Below are 24,050 nucleotides of genomic sequence, written 5' to 3'. Positions count from 1 at the left end.
CCTGCCTTCCCCGGACCGGATGCTTCCCCGGCCCGGATGCTTCCCCGGACCGGATGGCCTCCTCCCGGATGGCGTCCTCCCAAATGACGGAGGAGTGGCGGGCGGGCGCAGCGGCGCGGGTTCCGGTCAGGCCGTCGCGTGGGCGGTGTGCCGGACGGTACGGGCGTGGCGGCCGTGACGGGTGCGGTGCGGACGGTGCGGGCCGTCCGCCGGGCCGCCGGCCGCCGCCTCACCGGGCCGGGGCGCCAGCTGGGCCGTGAGGGTCTCCAGGGCCAGCACCGTGCGCAGGGAGGCGTTCAGGGCGCGGGCCCGGGGCCGCGAGACGGCGTCGGGCTCGGCGGGGTCCGCGAGCCACGCCAGCCCCGTACGTGCGCAGAGCGCGGCGAAGTCGTCGCGCAGTTCCCCGGGAGGCAGGGCGGGGCCGCCGTGGGGTGACCGTGCGAGCTGGGCGAGCCGGCCGAGGTGGTCCCGCAACGGGGCGGCGTACTCCGCCAGTTCGGGTACGGTCTCGTCCGGCCGGCGCGGCAGGTGCTCGGTCAGCAGCGCGGTGCAGCGCGTCAGTTCGAAGGCGGCGCCGGTGAGCCAGGCCAGTTCGTCCGCCGTCCAGCGCGCCCGGTGGCCGCGCGGCTCGTGCGGCAGATGGGCGACGGCGGACTCCAGCTCTTCCCGCGCGCGGCGGGTGGCGTCCCGCATGTCCTCCAGTGCGGCCCGGTCGGCGGCGCCCACGTCGGCGTACCCGGTCAGCAGGGCGGGCAGCAGCCGCTGCTGTGTGCGCAGCCAGCGCGCCAGCAGGTCTCCGACCCGGTGGTGGTGCCAGGTGGGCAGCACCAGGAAGACGGCCAGGGCGATGGCCGCGCCCAGCACCGTGTCGGCCGGCCGTCCCCAGGCCACCAGGCCCTGTGCGGTGCCCATCTGGTGGAGGAGGAAGACGATCCATGCGGTCAGGACGACGTTGAGCACGTGCTGTCCCGTGCGCAGCAGGACGAACGTCACCGCGGAGAACGCGACGGTGGCGAGCGCCAGCGCACCGTGCGACCAGGAGAACTGGAGCAGCCCCCAGGCCAGGAGACCGCCCACGGCCGAGCCGACCGGGCGGCTCCAGCCGCGGGCGAAGGTGTGTTCGTAGTCGGGGAAGAGGACGAGCATCGTCGTCAGCGCCGCCCAGAAGCCGTGGGAGGGCAGGCCGTGGCCCCAGAAGTCGCCGATGGCCCGGCCCGCCGCCTCGCCGAGGGTGGTCCCGATGCCGACGCGCAGCGCGTGCCGCAGCAGTGGGGTGCCGGTCATGCTGGGGTCGAGGCCGGCCCGCAGTCGGCGAAGGCCACCGCGGACCAGCCCCTCGGGGGTGCACAGCGCGGGGATCTCCTCGTCGCGGAGGGGGTCCTCCGCGAGGGCGGACGCGCTGTCGCGGCGGGGTGCCGTGGCGAGGGCGCACAGGCGTTCCGCCTCCGCCAGCCGGGAGCGCAGGACCGCGGCGAGGGAGCCCTGCCAGGTGGCCAGTTCCGTACGGGCGCGCTCGGCGGGGCCGTGGTGCTTGCCGGTGGAGATCGCCCGGGCGAGCGCGTCGAGGGTCTCGGCGAGGGCGCGGTAGGGCACGTGCGGGGTGCCGGGGGCGGCGTACAGGGCGCGGCGGATGCGTTCGGCCTCCCCCAGCAGGCCGTAGAGCGGTGCGGCGGCGGGCCGCGCGGAGGACGGCAGCAGCCCCAGGGCGTTCCGTGCGGCGGTGAACGGCGCGGGGGACATCCGGGCGGCACCGCCGGAACGGGTGACGGCGGCGCCGGGGCGGGCGGCGGCGGCCCCCGCGGCTTCCTCGGTGCGGGCGTACGCCGCGAGGGAGGCGTACACCTCGGCGAGCTTGCGGCGCTGCGCGGCGTGGCGGTTGCCGTACGGCGGGAGGAGCTGGACGAGGACGACGAGGGCGGCGCCGGCCCCGATCCACCGGACCATCTCCAGGCCGGGGCCGATGCCGGGCGAGACGTCGGCGGTGATCAGCATGCCGATGACGACGAGGCAGGCCCGGATGCCGGGGGCGGGGCCCAGGGCGCGCCAGAGTCCTGCGAGGAAGGCGACGACGGCCAGGACGGGCAGGACGTACCAGCCGGTGGGCTGGAGGAAGACGCCGAGGGTGGTGGCGGCGGTGAAGGCGGCGGCCATGGCGAGGGCGTTGACGGCGCGGTGCCGCAGCGGGGCGAGCAGGGTGCCGATGCCGCAGGACAACGCTTCTAAAGGGGGCTCAGTCAGCGCACTGGTTCATCGCGTCGGTGAATGACCTCATCAGGGTGCGATGCCCAGGGGTCCGGCTTCCACACAGGATGAATTTCAGTGCGGACGTTCAGCAGTCGCCCGCGATCGTCACGCTCGTCGTAGCAGACGACGCGCCGCACAAGCTGTTTCAGGATTGCGTTGCGCTCAATCGGCTGAATTGTCTTCCACTCGGCGAGCAGGCCGACCACCAGTTCCTTGTACTCCTCACGTGTGGGCAGCTTCGCAGCCTCGCCGAGGTCGCGAAGTTGCCCAACGATGGTGCTCTTCTTCCCAAGCAACTGGTCACGTACCCGCTCGAACGAGTCGACCGGGTACTTGTCCGGGTGCATCGCGTTGTCGGTCACGAGCCGGTCGATCGCTGCGTCGACCTTGGATAGTTCGGCTTGCAAGCGGGCGCGCTCGCGTTGCACGCGGGCCTGCGGGTCCTCGGCCGGCTCGGCACGCTGCCGGGGAACGGACGGTGCCGCGTCGACGCCGGCCGCAGCCTCTTCAGCGAGCCACCGCAACACGTCGCCCTCCACCTGTTCGCGCTTGGCGTTGATCCCGTGTGGGCATTCGAGTTTGTTCGAGTGCTTGTGGCGGCTGCACACAAGCCAGAATCCGGGTTCCGGTGGGCCGTGTCTGTTGCTGTTCGAGGCAGCGGCCATGTGGAAGCGGCAGTATCCGTGTCTCATGAGGCCGGTGAGGGTGTAGGTCGCTCTTCGCGCCCGGGGCGGGGTGCGTTTGGTCTCGGCGCGGTGTTCCCTGTATGCCTCCCACTGCTCGGGGGTGATGATGGGGGGTTGGGCGCCGGCGAGGTAGATCATGCGCCCGTTGGGGCATCGGTGCATCTTGGGGTTGGCGCCGTAGCCGCACTTGCAGTCGCGGTCATGGATGCGCAGCAGACCGGCGGCGAACCCTGAGTCAAGGAAGCGCGACACGCTTGAGACTCCCCACGGCCGACCGCGGGTGGTGGTGATGTTCAGCTCTTCGTTTAGCCAGTGCGCGAGGTTGTTGAACCCATCGTGATCCTCGATCTTGCGCTCGTACATCTCCTCGACAATGGGTGCGTAGTCGGGGTGCAGTTCGTAGCGTTCTTGCTGGAGGCGCCATCCTCCGGGCTGGGAGAGGTCGGGAACGCGACGGGGGTGCCAGATGTACCCGAATCGTGCGCGGCCGGAGGCTGGCAGTTTGGCAGCGAGGCGGTACTCGTGAGCCTCGCGCCACTGCTCGCCGGCTCTATTGCTCTCAAAGTTGCCGAACGCGAAAATCATTTCTCGTTGGAACTCGCCAATTGCAGTCGAAGCGTCGACGGGTTCTGTCGCGCTCTCAAGCTGCCCGCCTGCGGCCTCAAGACGGGCGAGGTTGACCGCGTTCCCCGTACGGTTGCGGCCGAACCTGCTGTAGCGCCATACGACGATGCCGCGGGCGTCGCCGCGTTCGACGCGTTCAATGTCGCGCATGATCTTGCGGTTGAAGTTGCGACCGGTGACGTCGAGGTCGTAGGTCAGCGGTTCCAGCAGGCGTCGGCCCGTACGCGCGGCCCACTGGCGCAGCGCGGTTTCCTGTAGCTCTGGTGAGATCTTCTCCTCTCGCCATGTCGAGACACGTATATAGCCGATGTACGGCTCACCCTCGCCGCGACTGCTGAACGTCGCGGGGAGCTCGTGCACGGTCATTGCGCCTTCTTCTCCTCCCATGTGTTGGGGGCTACTGGGCGAATGTGGATCACGTCGCCCGCGACTTGCTCGACCGCGAGCCCGCGGCCCGGATTGGGCGGAGTGTGTTGGTCGAGCAGGCCGCGCGCCACGTGGTCGAGTGCCATCCGGTAGCCCTCCCGCTCCGCCTGGGCGAGCTGGTCGGCGGTGGCGTGGTGGGTCGCACGTATGGCGCGGATGACGAGCAGGGGCACAGCCGCGATGCTGAGGATCACGCCGACCTGCACCGCTTCGTCGAGGTCGACGAGCAGGCCGTATATGCCCGCTGTCAGACCGATTGCGAACATGTACGGCGCGATGGTGCTTAGATGGCGGGTGTTCACTGTGCCTCCGTGCACGTGCTCAGTTATCGGCGAGGCGGTCCTCGCTGGGGGGTGGCGTGCGTTGCAGAGTGTGAGTCATGTTCACGAACAGGCGGCGCGCCTGTTCGTCTTCGATGCCGAGTTCGTCGGCGGCCTGCTCCGGGGTGATCCGGCGCGGTGTGTGCGGGTTCTGGACTGCGCGGAGTTCGTCCTCGTCGAGGACGCCAGCGGCGACTAGGACGCGGGGTAGGGGCAGGTCAAGGGTGGCCGCGATGCGGGCGCACGTTCTCGTGTCTGCGGTGCTGCGCCCTTGGAGGATGCGGCTAACTGTGGCGGCGCCGATGCCGGCGGCTTCGGCGAAACGCCGTTGTCCGCCGCGGGCGTCGAGGTCGTAGCCGTGCTGGGCGCACTGAGAGCGTAGCCAGGCAGCGAAGCGGGCGGGGGCGTCGGCACCGCCCTGTGTAGGTCGTTGTCGTTCCATGGGTGGAACATATCGCGCGCGCAACAAACGAGGTGCGCGTGGCCGGATGACGACCAAAAATCACCCATGTGCACACACCTCCCTCACACAGAATCGAACTTGTGTGCAACTTGTGACTCAGTGTGCAGGGGCGTTATCCAAGTGTCAATCCGAAAGCCCTGCTCAGCCCGGGAAGTTCGAGGGTTGCGGCACACGTTTCACGGGCGTAACGTTCCTTGCGTGGAAGAAACGACCTTCCGCGAAAGGAACGTCATGTACGACCGTGCTCAGCTCATCTCCGCTGCTCAGGCCGCAGGGGACCGCACACCGTCTGACCTCTCTAGACGCCTCGGGGTTGCACGAAACACCGCATGGCGCCTGTGGCACGGACGCACCGCGCCAAGTGCCAAGGTGACCGCCGCAGTCGAGGCCCACTACGGCATTTCGGCTGGTCAGCTCATCAAGCGAGCCGCCGCATGACCAGCACCGTGATACCCCGCGAACAGGCGTTCGCCAACGCACGCCGCGAGCTCGACCGCGCCAGGGCCCGCCGCGACCGCGACCGCGCCGCCGGCCGCCTCGACCCGGCCATCGAGCTGGCCCTCCGACGGCTGGAGCGCGAGCAGCGCACAGCGCAAGCCCCAGTAGCGGAGCGCCCCGCCGCTTGACCGGCTGGCCCGGATGCGACCCGGACCAGCCCACCCACAACAGAAGCGCCGCCCCGAATGCGACTCGGGGCGGCGCCCTGAACGCCGCCCCGGATGCGACCCGGGGCGGACCACCACGACCACCCCAGCGAAAGGCATGGCCGTGAACCAGCAGACTAGCCGCCGTACACCCCGCGCCGTCCTCGCTGTCGAGGGCGCCCGCACCGCCCGGCGGCACCTCGCCCGCCGGAACGTGATCGCCCGGCAGCTCGACCAGATCGCCCCTGGCGTGACCCGCGTCCGCACCGTCCCCGTCACCACCGAGCACGACGGCGAATGGCGCCGCGTCACGTGGGTGTCCCTCGACGACGCCCTCGGCCTGCCGGTCCGGGCCGACCGCGCCGCGCACCGCGCCGCCCGTGGCCTGCTGCGCCGCATGCTCCCCGACGCCGACTGGTCGCGCCCGCTCGTCTACGACGCCATCACGGGCGAGCTCACCGACGACGCGTCGCCGGCGATGCCCGAGGAGCTGCGCGCATGATCCGGCCGCAGCTCACCGCCGACGGCCTCGCCGTGCGCCTGGCCGACGACCGGACGGCCGTGCTGCTCGACGAGCTCGCCGCCGCCTACGCCCGCGACCCCGAGGCCGTCGCCGCCCTGCTCGCGGCGCACGCCGACGCGGTCGACGCCTACGACGTGGCCCAGTGCGACCCGGACGGCGCCGACCACGTCCGGGCGATGCGCGCCGCCGAGGCCGACGCCACCCGCGACGCCCTGGCCGGCGAGCTGCCGCCCCCGGCCGTGCTCGACCACGTCATCGACCCGGCCGAGGCCGTCGCCCTCGCCGACACCCTCACCGCCCGCGCCGCCCGCGCGCACCTCGCACAGAACGGAACCACCGCATGACGACCGCCACCGACACGCCGACGCCCGCCGCGGCCCCGACCGTCTTCCAGGCGATCGCCCTCGCCATGCGCGACACCGTCCCCGTGAGGAAGGACCAGCGTAACGACCACCAGCGCTACAACTTCCGGGGAATTGACGACGTGATGAGCGCCGTTGCGGGCCCGTTCCGCAATCACGGTGTGTTCATCGTTCCCGAGGTCGTCAGCCGCTCCGCCGAGCAGCGCGGCAAGATGGTCAATGTCGTGGTGACCGTCCGGTACCGGATCTACGGCCCGGCCGGCGACCACGTTGAAGCCGTCGTCCCCGGTGAGGCGTCCGACACCGCCGACAAGGCGACGAACAAGGCACTGTCGGCCGCATTCAAGTATCTGCTGTTTCAGGTGCTCATGATCCCGGTCGACGCCCGGAGTATCGAGGACGGCGACCGGCACCACCCGGAGAACGAGGCGCCGCAGCAGGCCGAACAGCAGCCCCGCCGCAGCCGCCGCGCCGAGCCGGGCCCGTGGGAGCAGGACCCGCCCCCACAGCAGCCGCAGGGGCCCTCGCGCAACTACCTCGCCGAAGCCCGCGCCGCCGCCGACGTGGCCGCAGTCCGCGCCCTGTACGACGCGGCCAAGGGCGAGGGCGCCCCGGCCGACTACCTCGCGCAGCTCGCCGAGATCGGCGCGAGCAAGCCCGGCGCCAAGCCGCGCCAGCAGCAGCGCGGCGCCGTCGCCGACACGCCACGCCGCGCGATGGAGTGGACGAAGGGCCACCAGTCGGCCGCCGTCGACGAGGTGACCGACGCTGCGGGCGAAGCCAGTTGGCAGGGCGAGCGCGCGCAGCAAGAGCACGCCGCCGCTGTCGTCGAGCTGTACGACGCCGCCAAGACGGCCGGGTTGAGCGGACAGGAGGCCGACGAAGCGTTCGAGGCCCGGTACCAGAAGCACCCGTACGCCGCGACCGTCGCCCAGCTCCGCGAGATGCGCGACGACCTGCTCGACGCCGCCAAGGGGGGCGCCGCGTGACCGCCGCCGACACCACCACCGCCGAACAGCCCATCGAGTCACTGCGCGACCTCGCCCAACAGGCCGCCGTCTTGAAGCTGCTCGCCGAGCGGGTCGCAGCCGCACAGAAGGACGTGCGCAAGCGGATACAGATCGCACTCGACGCCGCGGCCGAGCGCGACGGAGTCGAGCGGATCACCGCCGAGCTTCCGACCGGCGAGGCCGTCGCCACGATCGGTCTGCGCAAGGGCGAGACCGGGCCCGTCGTCGTCGACGAGGAAGCCCTCGCCCGATGGGTGCGCGCCACGTGGCCCGACGAGCAGTGGACCGAGACCCGCATCGTGCGCACGGTCAAGCCATGGAAGCTCGCCGAACTCCTCGGCGAAATGGAGGCTGCCGGGGCGGCCAAGGTCGCCGACAAGGCGACCGGCGAGATACACGAGGTGCCCGGCGTCGTCATCAAGGCCACCCGTGCCCGCACGCACGGAATCACGTGGCGCAAGGGTGGGAAGGAGGCGACGGCCGCCGCGTGGCGCACGGGCGCCCTCGCCGGACAGCTCGCCGCCATCACCGCGGGCGAGGAGGGCGCCGCGTGAGCACCCCGACCGCGATCGCCCTCGACCGCACACGCCGCCTTCTCGACGGCCCGCCCCCAGCGCCCGTGCCCGGACAGCTCGCCGTGGACGACGGACCGCGCATCGGTTCTCTGTGCTCCGGATACGGCGGCCTCGACATGGCGGTATGCGACGTGCTCGGCGGCTCGGTGGCGTGGCACTGCCAGTACGACCCCGACGACCGGCACCAGTACGCCGCGCGCATCCTCGCGCACCACTGGCCGGACGTGCCGAATCACGGCGACATCACGGCCGTTGACTGGGCGGCCGTCGAGCCCGTCGACATCCTCACGGCCGGTTTCCCCTGCCAGGACGTGAGCCTTGCCGGCCTGCGCGCGGGCATCGCCGAGGGCACACGTTCCGGCCTGTGGGCGCACGTCGCCCGCGCGATATCCGCACTTCGCCCGCGATTGGTTGTGATCGAGAATGTCCCCGGCCTGCTCTCAGCCCCTGCCGCTCGCGGTGTGGGACCCGACGGCACGCCTCTGGATGAAGGCGGAACCTCCGGGACTCTTCGAGCTCTCGGCGCCGTACTCGGCGACCTGGCCGACCTCCGGTTCGATGCGGAATGGGTTGTCGTACCAGCATCCGCCGTACGCGCCCCCCACCAGCGAAAGCGGGTCTTCCTGCTCGCCTGGCCTGCTGCCGACGCCGACGACAAGCGAAGCGAACGGACCGGGCGCACCGGACGGGAACCGAAACGACACGCTGCGGGCCCGGATCGCGAACCTGCCGACGCCCAGGGCAAGGGACGGCAAGGGAGTGGGGTTCGAGGACGGACTACCGGCCGTCGTGCAGCTCCTCAAGACGCCCACGACGAACCTCGCGACGAATGGCGGGAGTCAGCACCCCGACAAGAGGAAGCAGGGCGGGCACGGGCCGACGCTCGCGGACGAGGTCGAGCACCTGCTACCGACGCCCACCGTGGCGGACTCGCGAGGCACCCGGAACCGGCGCAGGGACGGCAGCAGGTACGGGGGGACCTACGGGAAGACGCTGACGGATGCGTCAGCGCTGCTGCCGACGCCGCGGGCCTCTCATCACGAGGAGGGCGAGGAAGCAGTCGAGGCGTGGCTCGCCCGGCGCCAGAAGCGGCGGAAGGACGGGAAGAAGGCAGACACGAGCCTGCCCCTTGGGCTGGCGGTGCAACTGCGGCCGGAGTTGGGGAAATACGCGATTGGGGGGTCTACGCAGCCGCAGTCGCCCGGTGGGAAGCCGTCACAGGGCTCTCCGCTCCCCGGCCAACTGACGATCGAGGCCGTCTCACCCCGGAGTTCGTCGAGTGGATGATGGGGCTTCCCGCCGGCCACGTCACGGCCGTGCCGGGCCTGCCCCGACCAGCGCAGCTCAAAGCCCTGGGTAACGGTGTCGTACCCCAGCAGGCCGCGCACGCCGTGCTCTACCTGCTGCACCGGGCAGGACTCGCCGAGCGCTTCGGGCTGGCCGCGTGACCGCCGGCCGTCCCGGCTCCGCCGGACCCCCCGTGTGTGGGCACGGCAACCCCCGGTGCGGAGCCGTCCCCGCCCGCCCGTACCCGTGCGGCTACCGGTGCGAGCAGCACCAGCCCGCCCGCACCCACCCCTACCGCACCGCCCCGTAACGCGCCGGGGGCGGGGGAGAGCCGCCGCGCCCCTCGCCCCTGGCGACTCCAGACAGGAGCAGCCCCCCTTGCCTTGGTTCAAGGTTGACGATACGGCTCACGCGCACCCGAAGTTGCTCAAGGCCGGTAACGCCGCCCTCGGCCTGTGGGTGAGGTGCGGCGCCTATGCCGCGCAGCACCTCACGGAAGGCACTGTGCCGGGCGTCGTCGCCCAGCTGTACGGCACCGCGCCGCAGGCTCGAAAGCTGGTCGCCGCCGGACTGTGGCACCCGCACGGGCACGACTGCACCCGTTGCCCGCAGCCGCCCGCGGGTGACTACCAGATCCATGACTTCCTGACCTACAACCCGACCCGCGAGAAGACCGAGGCGAAGCGCGCCGCCGCCGCCGAGCGCCAGCAGCGGGCCCGCGAGCGCGCGGCCGAGCAGCGCGCCGGCCGCGGAAAGCACGCGGAATCGTCGGCGAATCGCGGTCGAAACGGCGGCGAATCGTCGACGGAAAATCTCGAAAACGGCCCGGAACAGGGCGCGTTTTGGGGAGAGTCCGCAGGTCACGGGGGCCCGTCACACCGTGACGGCGCGCACCCGTCACGGTCCCCCCGACCCGACCCGACCCCTAGTACCTCCTACGGAGGTACTACCCCCCAACCCCCCGCGGACCGGCCCGGCACTCCCGGACCCGCCGAGCAGCTGCTCGCCCGATGGTGGGAGACCTACGGCCGCACCACCGCGCAGAGCCGTACGACCGTCGGCCGGGCGATCGCCGACGCGCTCGGCAACGGCCTCGAGGTCGACACCCTGTGGCCCGCCCTCGACCGACTCGGCGCCCTGTCCAAGCCGATCACGGGCGGAACGCTTCAGTTCGCCCTCGCCGAGCTCAAGCGCCCCGCCGCCCCGGGCCCGGGCGCCGAGGTGATCCCCCTCGACCGCGCCGCCCGCCCCTCGACCACCGATCAGCGCGTCGCCGCCGGCATGGACCTCGCCGCCCGCCTGCGCGCACAGGAGGCCGCCCAGTGACCCCCGCCGACGCCGCCGAACTGTTGACCCTCGCCGCAGCGTTCGACCGCCGCACCGTCGGCGAGGCCGACGCCCGCGCATGGGCCGCCGCGCTGCACGCGATCCCCCTCGACGACGACGCCCGCGCCGCCGTCGCCCGCCACTACGCCGAAACCGACCGATGGCTCACCCCCGCGCACGTGCTCAAGCAGCGCGCCGCGATCCGGGCCGACCGACTCACCCGGGCGAACGTGTTCGACGACGGCCGCCCCGACGAGACGCCCGAGCAGTACCTCGCCCGCCGCCGCGCACTCACCGCCGCGATCGCCGACGGCCGCCTCGAGCCGCAGACCGCCGCACAGGGCGTCGGCCTCGCCGCCTCGACCGCGCCCCGGGCACTCACCGGCGGGCCCGCCCCGGAGGTCGCCGCCCGCCTCGCCGCGATCGGCCGCCGCATCCCCGACGACGCCGCCGAGCAGCTGCGCCCGTACCGACCCGTGCGGGCCCAGCGCGAAGCCCTCGCCGCCGCCGATCTGCCCGACCCGCTCGACGTGGCGTGCACGTGGTGCCAGGCCGCCCCCGGCAAGCCGTGCCGCATGGGGAAGAACCGCGCCCGCGTCCGCGCCACCCCGCACCCGTGCCGCCTCGAGGCCGCCACCGCCCACCACCACGCACGACAGGAGCAGGCATCGTGAACCGCAGCGCCAAGCACCCCGACCGCCCGTACCGCCGCCGCGCCGTCCCGGGCGACCACACGCCGAACACCCGCGGGTACCGCGTCACCGCGTCATGGGACGCCCGCCCCGACCGGCCGGCGATCCGCTCGACCCCGGACAAGGCCAAGGCCCGCCGCATGGCCCGCGAGTACGCCGAGCAGGGCGCGTACGTGATCCTCGAGGAGCACAAGGGGCGCGACCAGTGGCGCACCCTGCGCGAGTACGACGGGCCCGCCATGGCCGCCGAGCGCCGCGAGGCCGAGCTCGCCGAGCGCCGACGCGCCGCCGAGCAGGCCGCCGCGGAACGCGCCGCCCGCCTCGAGCAGCAGGCCGCCGACCGCCGTCGCCGCCGCCTCGCCGCCGAGGCCACCACGCACGCCCGCGAGCTCATGAGCCCGCCCGCGATCGTCCGGCCCGAACACCGCCAGCGGGCCCGCCACGTCACCGGGGCACAGCGATGACCGCCCCTGTGCCGGCCGCCCTCGCCGTGGTGCGCGCCGCGCTGGCCGACGCCGAGCAGGACGACGAACCCCCCGAGCAGACCGCCCGCCGCATCGTCGCCGAGCTCGCCGCGGCCGGATGGTGCATCACCGCCGCCGACGTAGAGGCCGCCGCGTAGCAAAGGCCAGCCGCCTCCTGTATGTTTCTCTCGCGAGTGAAACGTTCCACTCGCGAGAGAAACATACGAGCCGATGTGCGTCCCGCTGGAGGTAGGTTCATGGCACCCTCGCGCATACCCGCCGCCCAGCGGTTCGCCGCCAAGATCGAACCGGGACCGCTCCCCCTCGTCCGCGCCGCCGCCGGCCACTGCCACCTGTGGACCGGAGCCACCAACGAGCACGGATACGGCACCTTCTGGGACGGCCGCACCGTCAAGGCCCACCGCTTCGCCTACGAACAGGCCAACGGGCCCATACCCGACGGCCTCGACGTTGACCACATTTGCCGCAACCGCGCCTGCGTCAATCCGGCCCATCTCCGCGCCGTCACCCACCGCGAGAACATCCTCGCCAGCGCGAACCACGTCGCCCGCCGCGCCGCCGTCCGCGCGTGCCCGGCCGGCCACGCCTACGACGACGCGAACACCTACCGCGCGCGCAACGGGACGAGGAAGTGCCGCGCGTGCAAGAACGCGTCCACCCGCGCCGCCCGCGCCGCGGCCCGCGAGCAGCAGCTCGCCCCCGTAGCACCCATCCGCACCCGCACCGCCACCCCCGAGAGGCAGGCCGCCTGATGTCCGGCGAGACCACCATCACCATGACCGGCAACGTTGTGAACGAGCCGGAATTGCGATTCACCCCGGCCGGCGCCGCCGTCTGCAATTTCCGCATCGCCTCGACGCCGCGCCGCTTCAACAAGCAGGCGAACGAGTGGGAGGACGGCGACCCGCTGTTCCTCGGCGTGGCCGTGTGGCGCCAACAGGCCGAGCACGTCGCCGAGTCCGTGCAGAAGGGCATGCGCGTGGTCGTCGTCGGCAAGCTCACGCAGCGCCAGTACGACGACAAGGAAGGCAACCGCCGTTCCTCGTACGAGATCCAGGCCGACGAGGTCGCCCCCTCCCTGCTGCGCGCAACCGCCACCGTCAACAAGACCACCGGCCAGCAAGGCAACCCCCAGGGCGCCCCGCAGACGAACGGCTGGAACCAGCAGCCCGCCGACCCCTGGGGCAACCAGCAGACCACCGAGCCCCCGTTCTAACCCACCCACAGAAAGACGAACCCATGAGCGACACCACCAACACCACCATCACGCCCGCCGTCCTCACCCCCCGCCAGGCCGGCGCATACCTCCAGGTCGGGACCGGCTGCCTCGCCGCCTGGCGCGCCCAGGGCCACGGCCCCCGCTACCTCAAGCTCACCCCCGGCCGCAGCGGCACCGTCCGCTACCGCCTCCGCGACCTCGACGCCTATCTCGACGCCGCCGAAGTCCAGCACTGACCCCCGGCCGCGACCGGGCGCCGAGTCCGGTCGCGGCCCGCGCCGCGCGCGCGACCCCCTCTCGACTCCACCGAGACAGGACCACCGCCCATGAGCGAACAGCCCGTCGAGCCCACCGTCGGCGACCGATACGTGAAGCGCACTGCCCCCGAGCACGGGCGCATCGTCACCGTCACCCGCGTATGGACCGCCGACGACGGACACACCGCCGTCGCCTACGAGTGGCGCGACGACAAGCCGGGACGGTGCGGCAGTGCATGTCCCCTCGCCGTCTTCCACCGGACATACCGGCGCTACGAGAAGCCCCTCGGCGATACCGCCCGAGCCCTCACGACGCAGGAGCAGCAGGCCCGCCGCGACAGTCTGCTCGTGCTCCTCTCCCGCGCACAGCGCGGCGTCCTCACGACCAGCGAGGCCGGACTACTCCGTGCCCACGTCGGGACCGAGCTCGACGCCGCCGACCGCTACCGCAACGCATGGCGCAGCGCCCGCCAGCGCGCCCGCCGACGCGACCGCAGCGCCGTCTACCGACTCGCCAAGTTGCAGGAGCGGCGTGCCCAGATTCGCGCCGCCGAGCAGCGCGCCGAGCAGGCCGAGGCCGCCGTCGAGCGCGTACGCGAGACCGCACGACGCCACGGCCCGGCCCTCACCGCCGACGAGATCGAACACGCCCTCGCCGCCCCGGAGCAGCCCCGATGAACCCGACCGCCCTCGACACCGCCGCCCCGGCCGGCCGCCGCGCCGCCGTTGACCTAGCCGCCGTCCGCGAGCAGTGGGGCGGCCTGCTCGCCGCCATCGACACCCCGCCAGCCGCCGAGTGGCCGCCCCGCGAGTGCCGCGGCTTCCTCGACCAGCTCGCCGCCCGCGACGCCGAGCTCGACCAGGTGTCGGCCTCCGCCACGATCGGCCGGGCCCCCCTCGTACTCCGCGAGCACCCCGCCCCGCTCAACCTCGACGCCCTCGACACCGCCCTCGCCGTGGAACGCGAGCTGTTCGAGCTGGCCGACACCATCGCCGCTGCCGTACAGCGCCCAGCACACGACCAGGACGACGCCACCGACCCCGCGCGTTGGCGCTTCCCCGCCCCCAGCGCCCCCACCATCGACCCCGGCAGTCGCGCGTACGGGCTGCACTGGGCCGCCGTCTGGATCGAGGGCCGCGCCCTCGACGAGATGAGCGGTGACCTGTTCGCCCCGATGCCGCTGCGCCTGCTCGACGAGACCGCCGCCGTGGCCCGCCGCTGCCGCGAGCGTGTCGAGCGCGCGCTCGGACGGGACGGGCGCACGACCGCCCTTGACCGGCCGTGCCCGTGGTGCGGGGGTGAGCTGACCGGCCGGACCCGTGCGGGAGGGGAGCCGGAGGTGACGTGTGCGACGGGTGAGGCGTGCGGGGCGCCCGTGCCGATGAGCTGTCGGGGGCGGGTATGGCGCGGGGCTGAGCTGGTCGACCTGTGGGCGGCCCTGTCGGGCGCGCACCGGTAACTGACAGCACCTCGCCGGAGGCGTCGGACAACCGGCGCCCCTGTTTCCGCCCGCCAAGTGAAACCGCTTGCGTAACAACTTGTGTAGTGCCTACACAATTCGCTACAGTCTTGCCCTCACCACCGGACTCCACCCGGCGGGGCCGGACTCCACCCGGCAACCACAACCAAGGGAGCAACCCCCATGGACATCACGATCCCCGGCGCTCTCGCCGACTTCATCGCCGACAGCAACCTCGCCACCGGCGCCGACGACCACGACCCCGCCAGCAAGGCCACCCGCGAAGCCTTCGAGGCCGGGCGGGCAGGCCGCGGCCGAACCATCGTCATCACTCCCACCCTCGAAGTGCTCAACGTGATCAGCGAGTTCGCCGAGACCCTGCTCGCCTTCGGCCCCGAGGCCACCCGCGCCGAGCGCCGCGCCGCCCGCCTGTGGATCGAGCGGGCCGGACACGCCCGGCCCCGCCTTCTCTCCTCCGAGACGCAGCCCGACACCGCACGGGACGCCGCTGTCCCCGAGCCGGTCGTCGTCCGCGCCGATCAGGTACGCCCAGGCGACACCGTCCTCGCGACCTTCCCCGACGACCTCACCATCGACACGGCCACCGAGAAGCACGCGATCTACCACGCCGCGCCCTACACCGCCGAGCCCACGCCCTACGACCCGTCGTGCGGCTGCACCGCATGCGGCCTCTACCGCGACCACGACGAGCCGGTCGTCACCCTTGCGACCGACACCCCGTGGGACACCTGCGACCCGGCGCCCGCCGAAGCGCCCACCCTCATCCAGCGCCCGGCCGCCGAGCAGCCCACCCACGACGAGGCTGCCGCAGAGGCCATGTACGCCGCCGCGCTGGTGACCGAGGCCGAGGCCACCGACGGCACTTGGCGCGGCCAGTGGATCGGCGAGCAGCCCGACGACGCCCTGTTCGCCGTCGAGCGGCCGGCCGATCAGGGCGCCCTGTTCGACGACCGCGCCACCGCGCCCGCGCCGACCGTCCGCGAGCAGCAGCGCGCCGCCCTCGCCCGCATCCGCGCCAAGGCCGACGCCGACCGCGCCGCCCACCGGGCCGCCACCGACAACGAGATCGCCGCCGAGTGCGCCGCCCACGGCGTACCGGCCCCGCGCACCGTCGCCGCCCGGATCGCCGCCCGCACCGCCGAGCAGGCCCCCGCGCGCCGCGTCGTCGAGGGCGTCGTCGTCCAGCACGCCGGCGCCGCCACCGGCAGCACCCCGGCCGACGCCGACCACCCGAACGTGATCGCCGCACGGGCTGCCCTCGACGGCCTCGCCGCCGCGACCATGACCGACCACCACGACGTGACCGACCCGACCGAGGACGAACAGCACGTGCGCGGGTACCTGATCGACCCCCGCGAAGGCGACCGCGTCGCCGTCTACTGGCTTGAAGGCGGCCGGATCATCCGTCGCGATGACGAATGGCACGGCCCGGCTCTCGACTGCCTCGCCGACCGCCTGCGCCGCCGCGGCTGGAGCGTCGAAAAGATGCTCCGCAGCTCGCAGTGCGTGTTCGCCCACCGGCCCGTCCAGTAGCCACCATCCGGCCCGCCCCCGCCCGGGGGCGGGCCCCGACCATCGACAGGAGCAGCACCGCATGAACACCAGCGATGACCAGCAGCCGACCGGCCCCGATGAGGAGCCGACCACACTGCACTACGAGCGCGCCGACCCGAGCAAGGAGCCCGCCCACCCCGCTGGGCAACAGGCCGCCGTCGAGGGCATGCTCACCGCTGGTGGATACCTCCCCGCCGACCGGCCCGCCACCGCCGACCACAACCGGCGCCGCGCCGCCCAGCACCTCAGCGCCGAACCCCCCGCCGAGAAGCTGCGCCGACAAATGCTCGCGATCATGGAGGAGTACGAGCGGAAAACCATCGCCGCGCGCGCCCTCGCGGGCGACCCCAACCCCACAGACGCCGACCCCCTCGAATACGTCAAGGACATCGCCGCCGCATACAGCGCCGACGCCGCCGACGCCCTTGACGACTACCTCGACCGCCTCGCCGACAAGCTGACCCTCGACGACGTGCGGGCGCTGCGCCTTGCCGGGGAAGCCGCCCAAGCCGTCACACCGCGTGTGGTCAAGGCCGAGGCGGACCGCGGCAAGAAGGTGCCACGAATCGCCGACGAAATCGGCCTCACCGAGTCGCGCATCTACCAAATCTTGCGCGAGCAGCGCGACCAGTAAGCCCACCACCAGCGCGGGCCCGCCGCGGTGACTCCACCACCGGACGGGCCCGACTCACCACGAACGGGAGCAACCCCCGCCATGGCTGACAGCAACCCTACCCGCCGCAGCACCCCGACCCCGCCGGCCGTCGGCCGACCCGTCTCCGTCCGCGTACTCGACGAGGACATGCGCGACGACCTCGCCGTACTCATGCGCGCACACGGCACCGCAGCCGAGCCGCTGCGCCTGGCCGTGCGCCTGCTCGCCCGCGCCTACCGGCGCGCCTGGTGCTACCGCGAGGTACCCGACGGCACCGCGCCGCACATCATCGCCATCCGCTACGCGCTCCCGGACGGCACGCCCGAGCAGATGCCCAACCCGGCACACACCGCGTACCCGCACGTGCGCGACGTGTCCACCGCCGACGCCGAGTAGCGGACAGCGCCCGTCATACAACCGCGCGTGCGCTCCGGTAGTCGAACCACACGCCACCCCCGGCCCGTTCGACTCTGGAGCGCACGCGCATGCACCCCCAGTACCAGCCCCAACCCCACCGCCACCGGCCGCCCCGCAAGAAGCGCATCCCCAAGCCTCTGCTCTTCGTCGGTATCCCTGCCTTCCTCATCGCTGCCGTCATCGTCGGCACCGACGACGACACGAGCGCGACCAGCGACAGCAAGCCCAGACCCAGCGCGAGCGCGACGGCCGACAAGGACAGCCAGGCCGACACTGAGAGATCACACGGCATCCCCCCGGAGCCGACCGGCGCCGACCGCACGGCCTACCTCGACGCCATCGCGGCGGTAGACCCGACCCTGACCGCCGAGCCGGACAAGGCCATCGACGCCGGCCGCAACCAGTGCAGCGCCCTCGACGGCGGGGCACAGCGCCTCGACTACCTCGCCGCACAGCGGTTCGGCAACGACGCCCACCCGCTCACCGACGCACAAGGCGCCGAGCTGAACGCCGCGCTGCGCAAGACCCTGTGCCCCAAGGAGTAACCACAGTCCAGGGTTGCGCCGTGATCAAAACGTGACCTAAAGTGGGCCGCGTCTCCGGCATGCCCGGAAGCAGCCACCCAACGCCCCGCCGCAACTCCACCGCGGCGGGGCGTTTCGCATGCCCACGCGAGGAGGTGACCACCCATGCCGCGCCCACTCACCGACACCGACCGCGAGCAGGTGCGCCGCCTCCACGCGCAGGGCAAGGCACGCAACGAGATCGCCCGCGAGATCCGCCGCTCACCGAGCACCGTGTCAAAGATCGCCCGCGACCTGGGCCTCACCTTCGAGCGCGGGCCCGAAGTGGTCGCCGCCACCGAGGCGCGCCGTATCGACCTCGCCGCCCGCCGGGTCCGGCTCGCCGAGACGCTGCACCAGGACGCCGAGCGCCTGCGCGCCCAGCTCTGGGCCCCCACGACCTACGGCGAGTTCGCCGGCCGGGACGGCGAATGGCACGAGGTGCACCTCGACAAGCCGCGATTTCCCGACCAACGGCAGATCATCGCCGCGACCGGCACCGCCATTCAGCAGTCACTCAAGTTGGCCCCCGCCGAGGGAGGCGAGGGAGCCGACCAGGTGCGCAGCATGCTCGGCGCACTCGGCGAGGCACTGACCCGCGCAGCCGACGACGACGCGGACGACGGGGGCGCCGAGTAGGAGGTGAGCCGCAGTGCTCAACCTCGACTCACTGCCCCTGTCCCGCAAGCAGCTCCGCAGCATCGGGCAGGCGCGCGCCCGCATCAACTTGTGGCACGGGTCGGTGCGCAGCGGCAAGACGATCGCCTCACTGTTGGCGTTCGTGATCGCCGTCGCCACCGCCGGCCCCTCCGGGCTCATCATCATCTGCGGCCGGTCGCTCCAGACGATCGAACGCAACTGCCTCGACCCCCTGCAAGACGCCGCACTGTTCGGGCCCCTCGCCCGGCACGTCGTGCACACCCGCGGCGCCACCACAGCGACCATCCTGGGCCGCACCGTCCACCTGATCGGCGCCGCCGACGCCCGCGCCGAGGGCCGACTCCGCGGACTGACGGCACAGCTCGCGTACGTCGACGAGGCGACCCTCATGCCAGAGGGTTTCTGGACGCAGCTCCTCGCCCGCCTCTCCGCCCCCGGCGCGCGGCTGTTCGCCACCACGAACCCGGACTCGCCCCGGCACTGGCTCAAGAAGGGCTACCTCGACCGGTCGACCGAGCTGGACATGCGCGCGTGGCACTTCAAGCTGCGCGACAACCCGAGCTTGTCGGCCGCTTACGTCGACGCGCTCGCCGCCGAGTACGTCGGCCTCTGGCGCCGCCGCATGATCGACGGTGCGTGGGTCGTCGCCGAGGGCGCCATCTACGACATGTGGGACGAAGACCGGCACGTCGTCGACGAGCTGCCGTCCATGCGCCGCCATTGGGTCGGGCTGGACTACGGCACGACGAACCCGTTCGCCGCGCTGCTGCTCGGCGAGGGTGTCGACGACCGCCTGTACGTGTGCGCGGAGTGGCGGCACGACTCCCGCGCCACGCACCGCAGCATGACCGACGCCCAGTACAGCACCGCCGTCCGCGACTGGCTCGGCGAGCTCGGCGCAGCGCCCGAGTGGACGTTCATCGACCCGTCGGCCGCGTCGTTCATCACGCAGCTGTGGGCCGACGGACACCCGGGCATCGCCCGGGCCGTCAACGACGTGTCAGACGGCATCCGGTCCGTGGCCGCGCTGCTCGCCGCCGGCCGCCTACTCGTCCACCGCTCATGCGAGGGACTGCTCGACGAGCTACCCGGATACTCCTGGGACCCGAAGGCGACCGAGGTCGGCGAGGACAAGCCCTTGAAGGTCGACGACCACAGCGTCGATGCGCTGCGCTACGTCATCCACTCCACGGCCCACGAGTGGCGCCACCTACTCACCACGCACCGCCCCGAGGAGGCTGCCGCCTGATGGCCGACACCCCGACTGCCCCAACAGTCACCCTGCCCGTACGGCTCACCATCGGCGACCACACGAGCGAAATCGGCGAGCTGACCATCGCACCGGGCAAGCCGTTCACGCCCGCCCTCGCCGACCTGTTCCGGGCCGCCGCCGACGCGCTCGACCGCACCGCCCAGGAGGTGACCCCGGATGCCGCTCCCTGAGACCGGCGCCCCGTGGCCGCCGCCGCAGTGGGCCGAGGTGTACCGCGAGATCGCCGTCGACGACACGTGGTACGCCGGCGACCGGCGCCGCCTGGCCCGCCTCTACGAGCACCACCCGCGTCCGACGGAGCGGCGCCGTCTGTGGGGCCGCACGTCCCTCGACCACCACCCGCGGCGAGACACCCGGCTGCACGTGCCCCTGCCCGGCGACATCGCCAGCACGTCGGCCGACTTGCTGTTCGCGGACATGCCAGCGATCACCGTCACCGACACCGCCACACAGGCCCGCCTCGACGTGCTGCTCGACGAGGGCCGCGTACAGCAGACCCTCATCTCAGGCGCCGAGCAGGCCGCCGCACTCGGCAGCGTCTACCTGCGCGCCACCTGGGACCGCGACCTTGTCGACCGGCCCATCCTCGACGTGGTGCAGCCCGACGCCGCGATCCCCGAGTTCCGGTTCGGCATGCTGCGCGCCGTCACCTTCTGGCGCGAGCTGGCGACCGGCGACGCCCACACCGTGCTGCGCCACTTCGAACGGCACGAGCCCGGCCGCATCACGCACGCCCTGTACCAGGGCACCGCCGACAACGTCGGCCGCCCCGTGCCCCTCACGGAGCACCCGGACACGGCCGAACTGTCCACCTCCCTCGACACCGACGGCGACGGGCAGACGATCAGCACCGGTATCCGGGACCTGACAGCCGCATACGTGCCGAACATGCTCCCGAACAGGCGGCACCGCGGCGCCCCCCTCGGGCGCAGCGACTACGCGGCCCCGCTCTACGACCTGTTCGACGGCCTCGACGAGACCTGGACGAGCTGGCTCCGAGACATCCGCCTCGCCCGCGCCCGGCTGATCGTGCCGGACGGCTACCTCCGCGACGACGGGCCCGGCCGGGGCGCCAGCTTCGACGAGGACCGCGAGGTATGGACCTCACTCCGGATGCCCCCGACCGAGGGCAACGGCATTACGCTCGCTCAGTTCGCCATCCGCGTCGACGAGCACCAGCGCACCGCGGAAGCCACGATGCGGCAGGCCGCCCAGTCCGCCGGCTACTCCGCCCAGTCCTTCGGCCTCGACGGCGGCGGACAGCCCATCACCGCAACCGAGTCGGACTCCCGCGACTCCCGGAGCATGACGACCCGGAAGAAGAAAGCCGGCCACTTCCGGCACCCGCTCGCCGACATGCTGCACGTCCTGTTGCAGCTCGACGCCGTTCAGTTCGGGCAGCGCATCACGCCCGAGCGCCCCGCTGTCGAGTTCGGGGCCGGTGTCGCCGAGTCCGAGCAGCAGACCGCGACGACGCTCGACCTGCTCAGCCGCGCCGGCGCCATCTCCACCAAGACCAAGGTGAAGATCCTTCACCCGGAGTGGGACGACGGCGACGTACAGGCCGAGGTCGACGCGATCCTCGCCGAGACCGGCGCGGGCGCACCCGTTGACGCCTTCCCCATGTGACGGACTACTCGGCACGGAAAAGGATGCGGAGCACACGCTCGGCACGTTCCCGTCTCTCCCCGTTCCGTCCCAGCATCACGACCGCGACCAAACCGACAACGACCAGGCACAGCACACCGACGGCGACCGGCACCGCGAGATCCAGTTTCATGCGGGCACCATCGCTCAACCGCGCGTTGGCGTGCTACGTGACACGGGATTATCACCGCAGGTCAGCGCGGGGGTTGCGCGACGTACTTCACACGAAGGAGGTACGTCGATGCCGATTCACCCGGGCATGGTCGAACCCCTCGCGGAGCGGACGCGCGATCTGTACGCGGGCGCCGAGGAGCGGCTACTCGGCATCATCGCCCGCCAGCTCGCGGCCGGTCTCGACGCGCCCGGGTGGGCCGAGCGGAAGCTCGCCGCCGTACAGGCGTTGCGCCGGTCGTCTCAAGCCGTTGTCGACGAGCTCGGCCGCGCCGTCACGCTTGACGTGTTCGACGCGGTCGCCGACGCCTACAACGTCGGGCACCGCGCGGGCATGGCTGAGCTGGGCGCCCTCGACGACGACGCCCGACGGCTGGTCGACGAGGTCACCCCGCAGGCGCAGGCCGTCGACCGCATCGCACAAGAGACGGTCGACCGCCTCACGGCGACGCACCGCAGCATTCTGCGCGCCGTACTCGATGGCTTCCGCGACATCGTGTCGACCGTCGTCGGCGACGTGTCACTCGGCATCGCCACCCGCCGCCAGGCCACGCAGAACGCCATGCAGCGCTTCGCGGACCGAGGCATCTCCGGTTTCACTGACCGTGCGGGCCGACGCTGGCAGCTCACGTCATACGCCGAGATGGCCGTACGCACGGCGACCGCCAGGGCCGCGACCGAGGCGCACACGCGCACGCTGACCGAGGCCGGTGTAGGGCTGGTCATCGTGTCGAACGCGCCGCGCGAGTGCCCGCTGTGCCGCCCGTGGGAGGGCCGCGTACTCGCGCTGGACGGGCCGACCGGTGAGCGCACCGTCGAGGCCGAGCACGCCACCGAGGACGGCCGCATGGTGCCGGTGCGGGTAGCGGGCAGCCTCGACGAGGCGCGCCACGCAGGGCTCCAGCACCCGAACTGCCGGCACAGCGTGTCCGCATACACCCCGGGTCTGACAGTCGTCGAGCAGGCCGAGAGCGACCCTGCCGGGTACGAGGCCGGGCAGCGGCAGCGCGCCATCGAGCGGAACATCCGCAAATGGAAGCGTCGGGAGGCCGCCGCCGTCTCCCCGGAGGCGCAGCGCGCCGCCCGCGCGAAGGTGCGGCAGTGGCAGAAGGCGCAGCGCGACCACCTCGCCGCGCACCCCGACCTACGACGCCTGCGGGCGCGCGAACAGCCCGGAGCCTCGAACTTGCCGAAGCCGCGCCGCGAGACGACGCCCGAGCAGGTTGACGCCGCCCGTGTCTGGTCGGGCGACGACGCGAGCGTGCGGGAGATGAGCGACGACCAGCTCGCCGCCGCCATGCGCAGCGGCACACTCGACGACCGGGCCCGCTCCCGGATCGAGGCCGAGGCCGACCGGCGCGACCGCGAGCAGCTACGCGACCGGGTACAGGGCGACGTGCGCCGCGGTGACCTCACCGCGTACGGCGACGACGAGCTCGCCCGTGCCGTGCCCCTGCTCGACAACGAGCGGGATCTCCTGGCCGTCATGGCGGAGATGGACCGGCGCGACCTAGCCGCGCGCCTGCCCGGTGTGCGGCCCGAGCTGGCGCGTCTGTCCGATGCCGACCTCGCCACGCGGGCCCGCGCTGCCGACCCTGGCACGCTGGCGGATCTCGCGGCCGAGGCCCGCCGGCGCGACATGCTCGCCCGGCACTTCCCGGGCGGACGGCTGGCCGACGATCTGTCGGACGTGTCCGACGACGATCTCGCGTGGTGCATGCAGTACGCCGACGAGGGCGAGCTCGCCCGGATCGCTGCCGAGATGGATCACCGCGACGCGGTGCCTATGCCGGCCGCGTCGGACACGGGCGATGCCGTGGTCGACCTGCTGGCCGACCGTGACGCGCTCGATGCAGCGGTGCGCCCGGCGCCGGACCCGGAGGAGTGGGGACGGCTCGCCGACGACGACGCGTGGTCGGACGTGTCCGACGCCCTGTCGCACACGTCCGACGCCTCCGACCAGGAGCCCGAGGAGCGGCGTATTACGCGCCGCGAGGCCCGCGCCCTGTACGACGAGTACGTGTACGACCAGTACCTCAAGGCCGAGGAGGCGTGCCGCGGCTACCTGCTCAACAAGCGGGCCGAGGCCGACGGCGTCGACCCGGCGACCCTGTTCTCGGGGCCGGCGAGGATCGCCTACACCCGCGCGTCCGACGAGCTCAAAGAGTGGTGGGCCCGCAACGGACGTATGACGCAAGCCGAGTTCATCGAGAAGGCGACCGGCATACGGTCGGCAGCCGCCGAGCGGGCCCGGCAGAATGAGGCCGAGCACCAGAACCGGAGGTAGCCCGTGGGGACGCGTGAGGACATCGTCCGGGCCGTGACCGCCGGCCGCGAGGCAGGCCGCCGCGGCGACCGCCCGACCACCTGCCCGCACCCGTCCGGCTCGATCCTGCGCCGCGCGTGGGTTCGCGGCTACGCAGAGACTCGACCACTCGCCCGGCAGAAGCCCACCGAATAGCCAGGCCGCAAGGCCCCGGCGGACG

Annotated in this window: 31 protein-coding genes and 1 pseudogene; 27 read left to right on the top strand and 5 right to left on the bottom strand. The window is 72.5% G+C overall.

Annotation, left to right across the window (positions count from 1 at the left end; translation table 11 throughout):
* Positions 1-126: 126 nt before the first annotated feature.
* From IO40_RS39340 to IO40_RS35450, 4 genes are read right to left on the bottom strand one after another with little or no spacing between them, the layout of a single operon-like run.
* Complete coding sequence (locus IO40_RS39340; protein ID WP_031174731.1) at positions 127-2,214, bottom strand: FUSC family protein; 2,088 nt, start codon at positions 2,212-2,214, stop codon at positions 127-129.
* A gap of 20 nt (positions 2,215-2,234) precedes the next feature.
* On the bottom strand, positions 2,235-3,920 hold the full coding sequence (locus IO40_RS0101745) for a recombinase family protein (protein WP_041968378.1): 1,686 nt from the start codon (positions 3,918-3,920) through the stop codon (positions 2,235-2,237).
* Positions 3,917-4,282, bottom strand: coding sequence for a hypothetical protein (locus IO40_RS0101740; RefSeq protein WP_031174729.1), 366 nt, complete (start codon positions 4,280-4,282; stop codon positions 3,917-3,919). The genes IO40_RS0101745 and IO40_RS0101740 overlap by 4 nt, the downstream gene beginning before the upstream one ends.
* 19 nt (positions 4,283-4,301) lie before the next feature.
* The gene (locus IO40_RS35450) at positions 4,302-4,742 is read right to left on the bottom strand and encodes a helix-turn-helix domain-containing protein (protein ID WP_041968377.1); all 441 of its coding nucleotides are present in this window, start codon (positions 4,740-4,742) and stop codon (positions 4,302-4,304) included.
* Positions 4,743-5,197: 455 nt separating this feature from the next.
* On the opposite strand from IO40_RS35450, the gene IO40_RS0101730 reads away from it, so the two are divergent.
* The 25 genes and pseudogenes from IO40_RS0101730 to IO40_RS0101620 all read left to right on the top strand — a co-directional run bounded on the left by IO40_RS0101730 (position 5,198) and on the right by IO40_RS0101620 (position 21,375).
* Entirely contained in the window at positions 5,198-5,389 is a 192-nt protein-coding gene (locus tag IO40_RS0101730; RefSeq protein ID WP_031174727.1) for a hypothetical protein, read from the top strand.
* Positions 5,390-5,531: 142 nt separating this feature from the next.
* The gene (locus tag IO40_RS33010; RefSeq protein WP_031174726.1) at positions 5,532-5,909 is read left to right on the top strand and encodes a hypothetical protein; all 378 of its coding nucleotides are present in this window, start codon (positions 5,532-5,534) and stop codon (positions 5,907-5,909) included.
* On the top strand, positions 5,906-6,274 hold the full coding sequence (locus IO40_RS0101720) for a hypothetical protein (RefSeq protein ID WP_031174725.1): 369 nt from the start codon (positions 5,906-5,908) through the stop codon (positions 6,272-6,274). The genes IO40_RS33010 and IO40_RS0101720 overlap by 4 nt, the downstream gene beginning before the upstream one ends.
* Entirely contained in the window at positions 6,271-7,281 is a 1,011-nt protein-coding gene (locus IO40_RS34665; RefSeq protein ID WP_051719211.1) for an ERF family protein, read from the top strand. The genes IO40_RS0101720 and IO40_RS34665 overlap by 4 nt, the downstream gene beginning before the upstream one ends.
* Positions 7,278-7,856, top strand: coding sequence for a hypothetical protein (locus tag IO40_RS38445; RefSeq protein ID WP_031174723.1), 579 nt, complete (start codon positions 7,278-7,280; stop codon positions 7,854-7,856). The genes IO40_RS34665 and IO40_RS38445 overlap by 4 nt, the downstream gene beginning before the upstream one ends.
* Positions 7,857-7,993: 137 nt before the next feature.
* Positions 7,994-8,449, top strand: a pseudogene (locus IO40_RS39605) (DNA cytosine methyltransferase); the annotation flags it as partial.
* 187 nt (positions 8,450-8,636) lie between these two features.
* A complete protein-coding gene (locus IO40_RS39600) occupies positions 8,637-9,164 on the top strand; it encodes a hypothetical protein (RefSeq protein WP_051719212.1) in 528 nt (175 codons plus the stop codon).
* Entirely contained in the window at positions 9,161-9,325 is a 165-nt protein-coding gene (locus tag IO40_RS39595; RefSeq protein WP_324604483.1) for a hypothetical protein, read from the top strand. Before IO40_RS39600 ends, IO40_RS39595 begins: the two co-directional genes overlap by 4 nt.
* A 217-nt stretch (positions 9,326-9,542) precedes the next feature.
* The gene (locus tag IO40_RS34655; RefSeq protein ID WP_157846428.1) at positions 9,543-10,490 is read left to right on the top strand and encodes a mucin-2; all 948 of its coding nucleotides are present in this window, start codon (positions 9,543-9,545) and stop codon (positions 10,488-10,490) included.
* On the top strand, positions 10,487-11,164 hold the full coding sequence (locus IO40_RS34650) for a zinc finger domain-containing protein (protein WP_051719213.1): 678 nt from the start codon (positions 10,487-10,489) through the stop codon (positions 11,162-11,164). The genes IO40_RS34655 and IO40_RS34650 overlap by 4 nt, the downstream gene beginning before the upstream one ends.
* The gene (locus IO40_RS0101690) at positions 11,161-11,646 is read left to right on the top strand and encodes a hypothetical protein (protein ID WP_031174719.1); all 486 of its coding nucleotides are present in this window, start codon (positions 11,161-11,163) and stop codon (positions 11,644-11,646) included. Before IO40_RS34650 ends, IO40_RS0101690 begins: the two co-directional genes overlap by 4 nt.
* Positions 11,643-11,804 carry a hypothetical protein gene (locus tag IO40_RS37455; RefSeq protein ID WP_157846427.1) on the top strand — a complete coding sequence of 54 codons (162 nt, stop codon included), beginning with the start codon at positions 11,643-11,645 and terminating at the stop codon, positions 11,802-11,804. The genes IO40_RS0101690 and IO40_RS37455 overlap by 4 nt, the downstream gene beginning before the upstream one ends.
* A 99-nt stretch (positions 11,805-11,903) precedes the next feature.
* A complete protein-coding gene (locus IO40_RS0101680; RefSeq protein ID WP_031174718.1) occupies positions 11,904-12,419 on the top strand; it encodes an HNH endonuclease signature motif containing protein in 516 nt (171 codons plus the stop codon).
* A complete protein-coding gene (locus IO40_RS0101675) occupies positions 12,419-12,883 on the top strand; it encodes a single-stranded DNA-binding protein (RefSeq protein WP_031174717.1) in 465 nt (154 codons plus the stop codon). The genes IO40_RS0101680 and IO40_RS0101675 overlap by 1 nt, the downstream gene beginning before the upstream one ends.
* A 23-nt stretch (positions 12,884-12,906) precedes the next feature.
* The gene (locus tag IO40_RS0101670; RefSeq protein WP_031174716.1) at positions 12,907-13,122 is read left to right on the top strand and encodes a helix-turn-helix domain-containing protein; all 216 of its coding nucleotides are present in this window, start codon (positions 12,907-12,909) and stop codon (positions 13,120-13,122) included.
* A gap of 90 nt (positions 13,123-13,212) precedes the next feature.
* Positions 13,213-13,821, top strand: coding sequence for a hypothetical protein (locus tag IO40_RS32990; RefSeq protein ID WP_033228181.1), 609 nt, complete (start codon positions 13,213-13,215; stop codon positions 13,819-13,821).
* Positions 13,818-14,603, top strand: coding sequence for a hypothetical protein (locus tag IO40_RS0101660; protein WP_031174715.1), 786 nt, complete (start codon positions 13,818-13,820; stop codon positions 14,601-14,603). Before IO40_RS32990 ends, IO40_RS0101660 begins: the two co-directional genes overlap by 4 nt.
* A 183-nt stretch (positions 14,604-14,786) precedes the next feature.
* Positions 14,787-16,157, top strand: coding sequence for a hypothetical protein (locus IO40_RS32985; protein ID WP_033228187.1), 1,371 nt, complete (start codon positions 14,787-14,789; stop codon positions 16,155-16,157).
* Positions 16,158-16,218: 61 nt separating this feature from the next.
* Complete coding sequence (locus IO40_RS32980; protein ID WP_033228189.1) at positions 16,219-16,812, top strand: hypothetical protein; 594 nt, start codon at positions 16,219-16,221, stop codon at positions 16,810-16,812.
* Positions 16,813-16,893: 81 nt separating this feature from the next.
* On the top strand, positions 16,894-17,229 hold the full coding sequence (locus IO40_RS0101645; protein ID WP_051719214.1) for a hypothetical protein: 336 nt from the start codon (positions 16,894-16,896) through the stop codon (positions 17,227-17,229).
* 89 nt (positions 17,230-17,318) lie between these two features.
* The gene (locus IO40_RS0101640; protein WP_051719215.1) at positions 17,319-17,795 is read left to right on the top strand and encodes a DUF732 domain-containing protein; all 477 of its coding nucleotides are present in this window, start codon (positions 17,319-17,321) and stop codon (positions 17,793-17,795) included.
* 144 nt (positions 17,796-17,939) lie between these two features.
* A complete protein-coding gene (locus IO40_RS0101635) occupies positions 17,940-18,452 on the top strand; it encodes a helix-turn-helix domain-containing protein (RefSeq protein WP_031174711.1) in 513 nt (170 codons plus the stop codon).
* Positions 18,453-18,465: 13 nt separating this feature from the next.
* Complete coding sequence (locus IO40_RS0101630; protein WP_031174710.1) at positions 18,466-19,722, top strand: PBSX family phage terminase large subunit; 1,257 nt, start codon at positions 18,466-18,468, stop codon at positions 19,720-19,722.
* Positions 19,722-19,916 carry a hypothetical protein gene (locus tag IO40_RS0101625; RefSeq protein ID WP_031174709.1) on the top strand — a complete coding sequence of 65 codons (195 nt, stop codon included), beginning with the start codon at positions 19,722-19,724 and terminating at the stop codon, positions 19,914-19,916. Before IO40_RS0101630 ends, IO40_RS0101625 begins: the two co-directional genes overlap by 1 nt.
* On the top strand, positions 19,903-21,375 hold the full coding sequence (locus tag IO40_RS0101620; protein ID WP_031174708.1) for a phage portal protein: 1,473 nt from the start codon (positions 19,903-19,905) through the stop codon (positions 21,373-21,375). The genes IO40_RS0101625 and IO40_RS0101620 overlap by 14 nt, the downstream gene beginning before the upstream one ends.
* A 4-nt stretch (positions 21,376-21,379) precedes the next feature.
* Here IO40_RS0101620 and IO40_RS37450 read toward each other — a convergent pair whose 3' ends face one another.
* Entirely contained in the window at positions 21,380-21,526 is a 147-nt protein-coding gene (locus IO40_RS37450) for a hypothetical protein (RefSeq protein ID WP_157846426.1), read from the bottom strand.
* Positions 21,527-21,634: 108 nt separating this feature from the next.
* Here IO40_RS37450 and IO40_RS0101610 point away from each other — a divergent pair, with 108 nt between their 5' ends.
* Complete coding sequence (locus tag IO40_RS0101610) at positions 21,635-23,851, top strand: phage minor capsid protein (RefSeq protein ID WP_031174707.1); 2,217 nt, start codon at positions 21,635-21,637, stop codon at positions 23,849-23,851.
* 3 nt (positions 23,852-23,854) lie between these two features.
* Positions 23,855-24,025 carry an Rmf/CrpP fold protein gene (locus IO40_RS39590; protein ID WP_304954420.1) on the top strand — a complete coding sequence of 57 codons (171 nt, stop codon included), beginning with the start codon at positions 23,855-23,857 and terminating at the stop codon, positions 24,023-24,025.
* Positions 24,026-24,050: the final 25 nt, after the last annotated feature.

This window comes from Streptomyces albus subsp. albus (genome assembly GCF_000725885.1).
GTDB classification, from domain to species: Bacteria; Actinomycetota; Actinomycetes; order Streptomycetales; family Streptomycetaceae; genus Streptomyces; species Streptomyces albus.
Note: the sequence above shows the minus strand (reverse complement) of the source record. Positions and strands in the feature narration are given on the sequence as shown.